Source organism: Trinickia mobilis, assembly GCF_017315705.1.
Classification (GTDB): Bacteria; Pseudomonadota; Gammaproteobacteria; order Burkholderiales; family Burkholderiaceae; genus Trinickia_A; species Trinickia_A mobilis.
The window spans coordinates 14,561-26,301 of the sequence record NZ_JAFLRF010000028.1 but is presented as its reverse complement, the minus strand read 5'-3'; the positions used below and the strand labels follow the sequence as shown (position 1 = coordinate 26,301).

Here is an 11,741-nt window from a genome sequence, read left to right as displayed (position 1 = left end):
TGCGCCCGCTCGCCGACGTGCTGAGAGCGGAGTTCGCATGACCATCAAAGCCGTCGTCTTCGATTTCGGCGGGGTGCTGATCGACTGGAGCCCCGAGTACCTGTATCGCCAACTGATTCCCGATGAAGCGGAACGCCGCTGGTTTCTCACGCGCGTCTGCGCGATGGATTGGGTCGTGAGGCAGGACGGCGGCCAGCCGATCGCCGAAGGCACCGAGGAACTGATCGCGAAGTTTCCCGAGCACGAGGCGCTGATCCGCGCGTTCTACGAACGCTGGCACGAGATGATCGCCGGCGTGCTGGAGGACGGCGCGGCGACGGTCGAGAAACTCGATGCGGCCGGCGTGCCGCTCTTCGGCCTGACGAACTGGTCGGCGGAGACGTTCCCGTACGCGTGGGAGAACTTTCCGATTCTGCGGCGCTTCAGGGACATCGTCGTCTCGGGCCGCGTGAAGCTCGTGAAGCCGGACCCGGCGATTTTCCGCGAGATGGTCAGCCGTATCGAGCCGCACTTGCCCGACATCGAGCCGCACGAAATCGTCTTCATCGACGACAACCGCAAAAACGCCGATGCCGCGACGGCCCTTGGCTGGCACGGCGTGCATCACACGAGTGCGGCGGCGACCGAAGCGCGCCTGCGCGAGTTGGGCCTGCCGGTCTGAACCGTCGCTGATCGGGCGCGGCCGCGTGATCGTCCGAAGCGCGTCCGAAGCGCGTCCGGCGCGGGGTTCCCGTTCGCCTCGCGGTTCATTGCCCGATCAGGTTGCGCAACGCGCCGCTCAGCCCCTTCACCGTTTCGCCCACGCCTTTGGCGACGCCCTTGACGCTTACGCCGAGCGCATCGGCAAAGCCCGAACCGAGCTTCGTCGCGAAGCTCTCGTTGAGCGAGAACTTCGGGTCGCGCAGATTGCCGTCGAGTTCGAAATGCAGCGTGATCTTGTCGCCGTGCGTCTTTAGCGCGGCGACGGCGGCCTTGGTGGACAGCGACAGGAAGGTGTCGAGCGGATCGCCGGTCTCGGCGAGCTGCAGGTGATCGAGCGTCACCACGCCCGGTGCGTGAAGCTGCTCGTTGTGCACCGTCGCGTCGACGGTCATGTCGAGCGTGCCGCCCGCCACGGGCGTCTTCGCGCTGATTTTCGTCAGCAAATACGGGTCGAGCGTGACGATGTCGACGCCGCGCAGTTGCGTGTTCGTCTGCGAATCCTTGCTCGCGATCTTGATCCAGCCGGAAAACGATACCGTGCCTGTGTGCTGCGGCCCCTTGATGCTGCCCTTCGCGGCAACCGTCGTCGGATCGGCGAGGGCGGGCAGATGCAGATGATCGACCGTCGCGTTCGCGTTTTCGACCACGATCTTGTAGGCCGGGTGCCGCACGGTCTCGTCGTAGAAGTCGAATGTGCCGTGCGTGAATTCGATGTGGTCGACGAGCTTGTCGGGTCCCCAAACGGGAGTGGTTTCGGTTTCGCTCGCCGGCGCCTCGCTGAGCGATCGCCGCAGGTTCGGCACGACTTGCAGGCCGCCGCTCTCGGTGCGCAGGACGGTCAACTTGAAGCCGTCGACGACGACGCTTCGCACGTGGATACGTTTCCTGAGCAAATCGGGCAGGTCCGGTTCGACCGTGATCTGATTGGCGCGCAGCGTATCGCCCGCGGGCCAGCCCTTGGGCGCATGCAGACGGACATGGGTGAGCCGGACGCCCGACAGGCCGATGTCGATGCGCTCGGCGCTCCCGAGCGGCCCGAGCACGCTGGCGATGCGCGCTTTCAATTCGCGCTCGAGCGCATAGACGCCCGCAAACGCCGCCACGACGAGTGCCACGATCACGCCGACGACCACCCACGCTACCCGCATGCCTTTCGTTGCCATCCGTTGCTCCTGGCTGCCGCTCGCGCTCCGCACCGCATATGGACAAGCGCCCCGCGCACTCGACAGTGCGCGGGGCGCTTATTTTCACGCAAGCCGTGTGCCTTGGTTGGCGATCGTTTGGCTTAGCGGGTGACCGGCTTGTAGCGCACGCGCTTCGGCTTGGCGGCTTCCTCGCCGAGGCGCTTCACCTTGTCCGCTTCGTATTCGTGGTAGTTGCCGTCGAAGAACACCACTTGCGAGTCGCCTTCGAAGGCCAGGATGTGCGTGGCGATCCGGTCGAGGAACCAGCGGTCGTGCGAGATCACCATGACCGAGCCCGCGAATTCGAGCAATGCATCTTCGAGCGCGCGCAGCGTTTCGACGTCGAGATCGTTCGACGGTTCGTCGAGCAGCAGCATGTTGCCGCCCGCGATCAGCGTCTTCGCGAGATGCAGCCGTCCGCGCTCGCCGCCCGACAGCGTGCCGACGTTCTTCTGCTGATCGCCGCCCTTGAAGTTGAAGCGGCCGATATACGCGCGCGACGGCGTTTCATACTTGCCCACCGTCAGCACGTCGGCACCGTCGGAAATCTCTTCGAACACCGTTTTCGAGCCGTCGAGCGCGTCGCGGCTCTGATCGACATAGGCGAGCTTGACGGTCGGCCCCTGCACGATTTCGCCTGAATCCGGCTGCTCCTGGCCGGTCAGCATGCGGAACAGCGTCGACTTGCCGGCGCCGTTCGGCCCGATGATGCCGACGATTGCGCCCGCCGGAATCTTGAAGCTCAGGTTGTCGATCAGGAGGTGATCGCCGTAGGCCTTGCTGACGTTCTTGAACTCGATGACTTCGTTACCGAGCCGCTCGCCGACAGGAATGAAGATTTCCTGTGTTTCGTTGCGCTTCTGGTATTCCTGGCTGTTCAGCTCCTCGAAGCGTGCGATACGCGCCTTCGACTTCGCCTGGCGTCCCTTCGGATTCTGGCGCACCCACTCCAGCTCCTTCTTGATCGCCTTCTGGCGAGCCGATTCGGACGCTTCTTCCTGCTTCAGCCGTTCTTCCTTCTGATCGAGCCAGCTGCTGTAGTTGCCCTTCCACGGAATGCCGTGGCCGCGGTCGAGTTCGAGAATCCACTCGGCGGCGTTGTCGAGGAAGTAGCGATCGTGCGTGACTGCGACGACCGTGCCGGGGAAGCGCACGAGGAACTGTTCGAGCCAGTCGACGGATTCGGCGTCGAGGTGGTTGGTCGGTTCGTCGAGCAGGAGCATGTCGGGCTTTTCGAGCAGGAGCTTGCACAGCGCCACGCGGCGCTTTTCGCCGCCCGACAGGTTTTCGATCTTCGCGTCCCATGCCGGCAGGCGCAGCGCATCGGCGGCGATTTCGAGCTGCTGCTCGGGGCTGCCGCCGTCGCTCGCGGCGAGGATCGCTTCGTATTTCGCTTGTTCGGCGGCGAGCGCGTCGAAGTCGGCGTCGGGTTCGGCGTAGGCCGCGTAGATCTCGTCGAGCTTTTTCTGGGCCTGGAAGACGTCGCCGAGGCCGTCCTCGACCGCTTCGCGCACCGTCTTCGACGGATCCAGCTTCGGCTCCTGCGGCAGATAGCCGATGTTGAGGTTCGGCATCGGCGTGGCTTCGCCTTCGATTTCCTTGTCGACGCCGGCCATGATCTTGATGAGCGTCGATTTGCCCGAGCCGTTCAGGCCGAGCACACCGATTTTCGCGCCGGGGAAGAACGAGAGCGAGATGTCTTTCAGGATCTGGCGTTTCGGCGGCACGATCTTGCCGACGCGGTTCATGGTGAAGACGTATTGGGCCATGGGCTAGAAGTCGGAATGTTGATGCCGCGCCGCGCGAGAGAGGGCGCAGGCGGCGATTGATGAAATTGGGCGCGCTGCGCGGAGGGGCGCGGCGCTTGGATGGGCTGTCGTGCCGGCGCTTTGCGCGTGTGAGCGTCCGTTATTGTACTTCGCGCTCGAATGCGCGCTGGCGCGGCCCCCACGCGAGCGTGCCGACCATGCTGGCGCCGGGATGGCCGAGGAACGTGCCGCGGTGGCCGCCGGCTTGCGCGCCCTGTGCGCAGATCATGTCGGCGCCGTTGGCTTTCCAGGCCAGGGCTTCGGCGACCGATCGGATGTCGATGCGACGAGCCGCTATCAGACGTTGAACAGGAAGTTCATCACGTCGCCGTCGTGCACGACATATTCCTTCCCTTCGGCGCGCATTTTCCCGGCCTCCTTCGCGCCTTGCTCACCCTTGTAGGTCACGTAGTCGTCGAACGAGATGGTTTGCGCGCGGATGAAGCCGCGTTCGAAGTCGGTGTGGATCACGCCCGCGGCCTGCGGCGCCGTGTCGCCGATATGAATCGTCCACGCGCGCACTTCCTTCACGCCCGCCGTGAAGTACGTCTGCAGCCCAAGCAGCTTGAAACCGGCGCGGATCACGCGGTTCAGGCCCGGCTCGTGCATGCCCATGTCGGCGAGGAACACTTCCTTGTCTTCGTCGGCCAGATCGGCGATCTCGGCCTCGATCGCGGCGCACACCGCGACGACCGGCGACTTCTCGCCTTCCGCGTACTTGCGCACCGCTTCGAGATGCGGGTTGTTCTCGAAGCCGTCTTCCTTCACGTTCGCGACGTACATCGTCGGCTTCGCGGTGATCAGGCAGAACGGCTTGAGAAGCGCCTCTTCCTCGTCCGTCAGATCGAGCGCACGCACCGACTTCGCCTGATCCAGTTGCGCGCGCACCTTTTCCAGCACGGCCGCCAGCTTGACCGCTTCCTTGTCGTTGCCGGACTTCGCCGCCTTCGAATAGCGCGCGAGCGCCTTCTCGACGGTCGCGAGGTCGGCGAGCGCCAGTTCGGTGTTGATGACTTCGATATCCGACAGCGGATCGACCTTGCCCGCGACGTGAATCACGTTCTCGTCCTCGAAGCAACGCACGACGTGCGTGACCGCGTCGGTTTCGCGAATGTTCGCGAGGAACTGGTTGCCGAGGCCTTCGCCCTTGCTCGCGCCGGCGACGAGCCCAGCGATATCGACGAACTCGACGACCGCCGGCACGACGCGCTCGGGCTTGACGATCTCGGAGAGCGCCTTCAGGCGCTGATCGGGCACTTCGACCACGCCGACATTCGGCTCGATCGTGCAGAACGGATAGTTTTCGGCGGCGATGCCCGCCTTGGTCAGCGCGTTGAACAGGGTGGACTTGCCGACATTAGGCAAGCCGACGATGCCGCATTTGAGGCTCATGGAATCCTTCGAACGGGTGAAACGGCGCTACGGCCGCGCGCTCTTCGGTGCAGCCGGCAGGACGGCTTCGCCGCAGCGCGGAAAAAAGGACGGCGCGCAGGGCGCGGCCGGCAAAAGCGCTATTGTACCGCTGGTCCCGCGACGGGCCGCGCCCTTCGGCATCGAGCGTGCAGCCGCGCCGGGCGTTGCCCGCCGCAGGCAGTCCGACCGTGAAGGGGCCAGATGCTCGCCGGCGTGCCCGCGCCACTTTTGATATAGCGCACCAGCGCGGCCCGTCCGGACAAGCCGTCCGAAAGGGCGCGGCTATAATGCCCGGCATGAATGCCTCACATCAAAGCTTCCACGTGGCCGTCGTCGGCGGCGGGCTGGTCGGCAAGACCACCGCGCTCGCGCTGACGCAGGCCGGCCTGCGCGTCGCGCTGCTCGCTCAGCCCACCGTGCCGCGTCCTGCGGATGCTGTCTTCGATTCGCGCATCTACGCGCTGTCCGCCAGTTCGCAGACTTTGCTCGAACGCCTGCGCGTCTGGCAGGCCCTGGATCACAGCCGGCTTTCACCCGTCTACGACATGCGCGTCTGGGGCGACGCGCACGCCGAACTCCATTTCTCGGCGTTCCAGGCATCGGTGCCGCAGCTCGCGTGGATCGTCGAATCGTCGCTGATCGAGCAATCGCTCGATGCCGCGCTGCGTTTCCAGCCGAACCTGACCTGGATCGACGCGCGCGCCCAAGGGCTCGACGTCAAACCGGATGCGGCAGCGCTCGGTCTCGCGAACGGCCAGGTCATCGAGGCGGATCTGGTCGTCGGTGCGGACGGGGCCCATTCGTGGGTGCGCGCGCAGATGGGCTCGAAGGTCGAACGGCGCGATTACCGGCAGAAGGGCGTCGTCGCGAACTTCATGGCGGCCAAGCCGCATGGCGAAACCGCGTACCAGTGGTTCAAGGACGGCGAAATCATCGCGTTGCTGCCGCTGCCGGACGGCCACGTGTCGCTCGTCTGGTCGGCGCGCAGCGAGCACGCGCGCGATCTGATGGCGCTCGATCCCGCGCAACTGGCGGCCGCCGTCGAAAAAGCGACGCTAGGCCAGCTCGGCGCGCTCGAATGCGTGACGCCCGCGCAGGGCTTTCCGCTCGCGCTGCAAACGGTCGACCGCCTGATCGCGCCGCGCGTCGCGCTGATCGGCGACGCCGCGCACCTGATCCACCCGCTCGCCGGCCAGGGAATGAACCTCGGCTTGCGCGACGCGGCCGCGCTCGCCGACGTCATCGCGAAGAAGGAGCCGTTCCGCGATTTGGGCGACCCCGTGCTGCTGCGCCGCTACGAGCGCGCGCGCCGCGAGGATATCGGCGCGCTGATGCTCGCCACCGACGGCCTGCAGCGCCTGTTTTCCGTACCGGGCACGGTCGCGCGCGCGGTGCGCAACACAGGAATGGCGCTGGTTGGTGCGCAGCCGCTCATTAAGCGCTGGCTTGTTTCGGTCGCCTTGGGCTAATAATTCGGCAGCGACTGTCCGCCGCGAACACCTGGCACGCGATGCGCGCGCGTTTCACCAAAGGATGCACAACATGAAGAAAATCGTTCGGATCGCCGTGACGGTGCTGGCCGTCGCGGCAGCGACCCTCGGCTGCACCGCCCAGGCCGACCAGGCCGACCAGGCCACCGACAAGCTGAAGTCAACGCTGCAAGCGCGCCTCGGCAGCGACATGCCGATCAAGAGCATCGCCAAATCGCCGATCGCGGGCCTATACGAGATCAATCTCGGCACGCAGATCATCTATAGCGACGCAAACGGCGACTACTTGCTGCTCGGCGATCTCGTCGACACGAAAACTCGCACCAACCTGACCGAAGCGCGCCTTGCCGAAACCAACAAGATCGACTTCGCGAGCCTGCCGTTCGCGAACGCGGTCAAGGTCGTGAAGGGCAACGGCAGCCGCAAGATCGCGGTGTTCTCCGATCCGAACTGCCCGTACTGCAAGCAGCTCGAAACGACGCTGAAATCGATCGATAACGTCACCGTCTACACGTTCCTGTATCCGGTGCTGACGCCGGATTCGCTCGTGAAATCGAAGGCGATCTGGTGCTCGGCCGACCGCGCGAAGACCTGGGAAGCCTGGATGCTCGACCACAAAGCGCCCGGTGGCCCGGCCGACTGCGACACCAGCGCGCTCGACAAGAACCTCGCGCTAGGCCGCGGCATGAACGTGACCGGCACGCCGACCGTGTTCCTCGCCGACGGCCGCCGGCTGCCGGGAGCCGTGTCGGCCGACCAGCTCGACAGGGCCCTATCCGCCGTGCGCTAACGCAGCGGACCCTTTGACAAGAGGCGCAATCGCGCCTCTTGCCGTTTCTGCCGTCCCTTTTTTCGACCCTTGCCGTTTTCCGAACCCACTTGCCTGCCGATGAAGCCGATCCGCTACACCATCGTCCCGAAGCAACCTGCCGCGCACTTGTTCGAAGTGACCTTGACGCTCGCCGACCCCGATCCGGCCGGACAGCGCTTCATGCTGCCGGTGTGGATTCCCGGCAGCTACATGGTGCGCGAGTTCGCGCGCCATATCGTCACGCTGCGCGCGTTCAACGAGGCGGGCCGCAAGGTGCGCATCGAGAAGACTGATAAGCACGCGTGGCAGGTCGCGCCGGTGAAGGGCGGCTCGCTGACCTTGCGCTACGAAGTGTATGCGTGGGACATGTCGGTGCGCGCCGCGCATCTCGACGACACCACCAGCTTCTTCAACGGCACGAGCGTGTTTCTCGCCGCACTCGGGCATGAGGAAACGCCTTGCGTCGTCGATATTCAAAAGCCCGCGGGGCAGGCGTACCGCAACTGGCGCGTCGCCACGGCACTGCCCGAGGCGCGCGGCACGAAGCGCTACGGCTTCGGCGAATACCGCGCGGAGAACTACGATGAGCTGATCGACCACCCGGTGACGCTCGGCGAGTTCGCACTCGCCACGTTCAAGGCGCACGGCGTGCCGCATGACATCGTGATCGCGGGGCGCGTCGTGTCGCTCGACATGGACCGGCTCGCGGCGGACTTGAAGGGCATCTGCGAAGCCCAGATCGCGCTGTTCGAGCCCAAGACGAAGAAGGCGCCGATGGATCGCTACGTGTTCATGACGCAGGCCGTGAGCGACGGCTATGGCGGCCTCGAGCATCGCGCGTCGACGGCGCTCATCTGCAATCGCACCGACCTGCCGGTGCTGGGCCAAGCCGACGCGTCCGAGGGGTATCGGACGTATCTCGGACTATGCAGCCACGAGTATTTCCACACGTGGAACGTGAAGCGCATCAAGCCCGCCGCCTTCGCGCCATATGACCTGACGCGCGAGAACTACACGTCGCTCCTGTGGCTCTTCGAGGGCTTCACGTCGTATTACGACGACCTGATGCTCGTGCGCAGCCGGAGCATCACGCCGGATCAGTACTTCACCTTGCTCGGCAAGACGATCGGCGCGGTGCTGCGCGGCAGCGGGCGCTTGAAGCAGAGCGTCGCCGAAAGCTCCTTCGACGCATGGGTCAAGTACTACCGCCAGGACGAAAACGCGCCGAACGCGATCGTCAGCTATTACGCGAAGGGCTCGCTCGTCGCGCTGGCGTTCGATCTCGCGATCCGCGCGCAGACGAATCACCGCAAGTCGCTCGACGATGTGATGCGGCTCCTCTGGCAGCGCTACGGCCGCGATTTCTACCGCGGCAGCGCCGTCGGCGTGGGCGAAGACGAGGTCGCGGCGCTGATCGCCGAGGCGACCGGCGCGGACCTCTCGGCGCTTTTCGAAGAAGCGGTGCGCGGCACGCGCGACTTGCCGCTCGCCGAGCTGCTCGCGCCGTTCGGCGTGACGCTCGAGCCGGAGACGGACAAGAACGGCAAGCCGTCGCTCGGCGCGAAGACGCGCGGCGGCGCCGAATGCGCGCTGACGGCGGTTCACGACGGCAGCGCGGCGCAAAAGGCGGGCTTGTCGGCGGGCGACGTGCTGGTCGCCGTCGACGGCCTGCGCGTCACCGGATCGAACCTCGACGCGCTGCTTGCGCGCTACCTGCCCGGCGCCAAGGTCGAGATTCATGCGTTCCGGCGCGATGAGCTGCGCGTTGCCCAGGTGAAGCTCGATGGCCCGGAGGTCTCGCGCTACAAGCTGGCGACCCGCGACAAGGGGGGAAAGGACGGCCGTCGCGGCGAGCTCGCAGCCGTGCGCAAAGTCCGCGAGCGCTGGCTGCAAGGCTGACCGAACGGCATGGAACGGCCGGCCGTCCGAGCGCGAGCGGCCCCGTCCTGAGCCGAAAAGGGGCAGCCAGGTCCGTCTAGACGCGCCAGAATGGGGGCGATCGCGCACTCATTCGGGACTGTCGCCCCTCCCAAGTCGGCCGATTGTTCTACCGGTGCAACAATCCGTCGCCGCCAGGCTACTTTTTCGCGACGCGCCGAAACATACAATGGCTTCACTCGCGCAACGTTGCGCACCCCTTCTGGAGCCAAATATGACCACCATCCTGCAACTGAACTCGTCGGCCCGTTCGCAAGGCGCGAACTCGACGCTGCTCGCGAACGAACTGACGGCGAAGCTGCAACAATCGAACGCGGGCGCGAAGGTCGTCGTTCGCGATCTGCTCGCCGACGGGCTGCCGCACCTCGACGAAAGCGTTCTCGGCGCGTTCTTCACGCCGGCCGACCAGCGCACCGCCGAACAAGCTGCGATCGCCGCCAGGAGCGACGCGCTGATCGCCGAACTGCAAGCCGCCGATATCGTCGTGATCGGCGCTCCGCTGTACAACTTCGGCATCTCGTCGCAACTGAAGACGTACTTCGACTGGATCGCTCGCGTCGGCGTCACGTTCCGCTACACGGAGAACGGTCCCGAAGGTCTGGTGAAGGGCAAGAAAGTGTTTGTGGTGTCCGCACGCGGCGGCAAGTACGTCGGTACGCCGGGCGACACCCAGACGCCGTACCTGAAGATGTTCCTCGGTTTCATCGGGATGACCGACGTGAACTTCATCTACGCGGAAGGGCTCAATATGGGCCCGGATGCGGCGGGCGCTGCGCTGGCCGGCGCACGCGAGGCGATTGCTGCGGCGTAATTCGCTTGCTGGTCCGTCTTGAAACGTCACGGCGCTCTCGCGCCGTGACGTTTTTTTATGTGCAGCGAATTTTACCGATGCGAATTCAACCTATTTACTTTCTCGGTGTCAATGCAGGCGCCAATCGATCGGATCTCGGCCGTTTGCCGTCAAATAATCGTTCGCCATCGCGAAATGGCGGCAGCCAAGAAATCCACGATGTGCTGAAAGCGGAGAGGGGTGGGGCGCCTCGAGCACGCAATGTGGCTTGTCCTCCAGCAATGCTCGCTTTGCTTGCGCGTGTGCGCCCCACAGCATGAAAACGAGGCCGTCGTGGCGCATGGCGAGTTCGTGAATCAGCGTATCGGTGCATTTTTCCCAGCCGCGTTTCGCATGGCTCGCGGCTAAGCCTCGCTCGACCGTCAGCACCGTGTTCAGCAGCAGCACGCCTTGTTTCGCCCACGCATCGAGACATCCATGGTGCGGCGTCTCGTAGCCGAAATTCGCGGCGATCTCCTTGAAGATGTTCCGTAGCGACGGCGGCGGACGCACGGACGGCGGCACCGAAAACGCCAGCCCGTGCGCCTGAGGATGTCCGCGGTCTTCGCCGTGATAGGGATCCTGGCCTAGGATGACGACTTTCACGTCGTCCGGACTTGTCAGGCGCAGCGCGCGAAACACATCGGCGGGATAGATGGTCTTGCCCGCCGCGCGTTCGTCATCGACGAAGCGGCACAGCGGCGCGTAAGCGTCGCTGTCGATGAACGAACGGAGATGGGTGTGCCAAGCGGCAGGCAGCGCATCGAACTGCGCTTCGAGCGCTTCGATCGACGGCGCGGCCTGCGCCGCTGGCGGTGCGTCGAAAAGCGAGGCTTGCGACGAGCGGGAAGGGGAGCGAGAGGCGGATTTCATGGCGAGGAAGTGTCGCAGCAAACGCCGCGCGGCTCAAGCCGGGATATCGCGTCCTCTCGCAATCGCTCAACGCTCGCGCAATTGATAGCCTCGCTGCGCCTTGCTGGTGTCGTCCGGGGCCAGGCCTGGGACCTTCGCTGCCAGTTCGGCTTGCAGCGCACGCAGCGCCGCTTCATCGCCATGCTTCAGTTCGAGCTCGATTTCGCTAATCGGTGCACGGCGGGTTTCACCGCCCACAACGGCAGTGATTTCGCCTTGGTCGATCGCAGCTTCGATTTCGGTGTCGCCGTGAACGATGTGCCAAAGCGTGCGCGTGAAATTCGTGCTGAAGAGTTCGATCAACGCCGGCGCCGCAGCGCGTAGCGCGTTAGCGGAGGCGGCATCGTCGCACGCCGCGGCGAGCGCATCGATGTCGAGGCCTTCGCCTGCAACCGGCATTTCCCATTCATGCCGCCGATGCAGGCCGCCCTCGGCGATGCCGACCGTCTTGTAAGTCTGCAGCCAGCCGTGCGGCGATTTTCGCAAGCGCAGCGCGCTCTTCGACTTCGCAAGCGCTAGCGCCGGCGTATCGAAGTAGTCATTCGTCAGTTGAACATGAATGCCGGTTTTGCCCGTCCGCGCTACGAAGAATGCTGTGGCCGCGGCGATCTGATCGGGCGGCAACGCAAGCTTGATTTCACGTTCGATGCTCAT

At 65.0% G+C, this 11,741-nt stretch carries 12 protein-coding genes; 6 read left to right on the top strand and 6 right to left on the bottom strand.

Annotated elements, in window-relative coordinates; genetic code table 11:
• The first annotated feature begins 37 nt into the window (after positions 1-37).
• Positions 38-661 (top strand): HAD family hydrolase, encoded by a 624-nt coding sequence (locus J3489_RS27235; protein WP_207003490.1) that lies wholly within the window; start codon positions 38-40, stop codon positions 659-661.
• 85 nt (positions 662-746) lie between these two features.
• Here the strand turns inward: J3489_RS27235 and J3489_RS27230 are convergent, their stop codons facing one another.
• From J3489_RS27230 to ychF, 4 genes are all read right to left on the bottom strand, one after another.
• Positions 747-1,865 carry a DUF748 domain-containing protein gene (locus J3489_RS27230; protein WP_207003488.1) on the bottom strand — a complete coding sequence of 373 codons (1,119 nt, stop codon included), beginning with the start codon at positions 1,863-1,865 and terminating at the stop codon, positions 747-749.
• A gap of 122 nt (positions 1,866-1,987) precedes the next feature.
• On the bottom strand, positions 1,988-3,655 hold the full coding sequence (ettA, locus tag J3489_RS27225; protein WP_207003487.1) for an energy-dependent translational throttle protein EttA: 1,668 nt from the start codon (positions 3,653-3,655) through the stop codon (positions 1,988-1,990).
• Positions 3,656-3,794: 139 nt separating this feature from the next.
• The gene (locus tag J3489_RS27220) at positions 3,795-3,923 is read right to left on the bottom strand and encodes a hypothetical protein (RefSeq protein ID WP_374193490.1); all 129 of its coding nucleotides are present in this window, start codon (positions 3,921-3,923) and stop codon (positions 3,795-3,797) included.
• Positions 3,924-3,991: 68 nt separating this feature from the next.
• Positions 3,992-5,086 carry a redox-regulated ATPase YchF gene (gene ychF / locus J3489_RS27215; protein ID WP_207003485.1) on the bottom strand — a complete coding sequence of 365 codons (1,095 nt, stop codon included), beginning with the start codon at positions 5,084-5,086 and terminating at the stop codon, positions 3,992-3,994.
• On the opposite strand from ychF, the gene J3489_RS27210 reads away from it, so the two are divergent.
• The 5 genes from J3489_RS27210 to J3489_RS27190 all read left to right on the top strand — a co-directional run bounded on the left by J3489_RS27210 (position 5,085) and on the right by J3489_RS27190 (position 10,157).
• Entirely contained in the window at positions 5,085-5,339 is a 255-nt protein-coding gene (locus J3489_RS27210) for a hypothetical protein (protein WP_207003483.1), read from the top strand. The two genes, ychF and J3489_RS27210, sit on opposite strands and share 2 nt — an antisense overlap.
• Before the next feature lie 64 nt (positions 5,340-5,403).
• Positions 5,404-6,576, top strand: a complete 1,173-nt coding sequence (locus tag J3489_RS27205) for a UbiH/UbiF family hydroxylase (protein ID WP_207003481.1) — start codon at positions 5,404-5,406, stop codon at positions 6,574-6,576.
• A gap of 73 nt (positions 6,577-6,649) precedes the next feature.
• Positions 6,650-7,387 carry a DsbC family protein gene (locus J3489_RS27200; RefSeq protein ID WP_207003479.1) on the top strand — a complete coding sequence of 246 codons (738 nt, stop codon included), beginning with the start codon at positions 6,650-6,652 and terminating at the stop codon, positions 7,385-7,387.
• A 99-nt stretch (positions 7,388-7,486) separates the two neighbouring features.
• The gene (locus tag J3489_RS27195) at positions 7,487-9,307 is read left to right on the top strand and encodes a M61 family metallopeptidase (protein ID WP_207003477.1); all 1,821 of its coding nucleotides are present in this window, start codon (positions 7,487-7,489) and stop codon (positions 9,305-9,307) included.
• A 253-nt stretch (positions 9,308-9,560) separates the two neighbouring features.
• A complete protein-coding gene (locus J3489_RS27190) occupies positions 9,561-10,157 on the top strand; it encodes an FMN-dependent NADH-azoreductase (RefSeq protein WP_207003475.1) in 597 nt (198 codons plus the stop codon).
• Between the two features lie 108 nt (positions 10,158-10,265).
• On the opposite strand, the gene J3489_RS27185 is transcribed toward J3489_RS27190, so the two are convergent.
• Both J3489_RS27185 and J3489_RS27180 read right to left on the bottom strand, forming a co-directional pair.
• Positions 10,266-11,048 (bottom strand): uracil-DNA glycosylase, encoded by a 783-nt coding sequence (locus tag J3489_RS27185; RefSeq protein ID WP_207003473.1) that lies wholly within the window; start codon positions 11,046-11,048, stop codon positions 10,266-10,268.
• A gap of 66 nt (positions 11,049-11,114) precedes the next feature.
• Positions 11,115-11,741 (bottom strand): CYTH domain-containing protein, encoded by a 627-nt coding sequence (locus J3489_RS27180; protein WP_207003471.1) that lies wholly within the window; start codon positions 11,739-11,741, stop codon positions 11,115-11,117.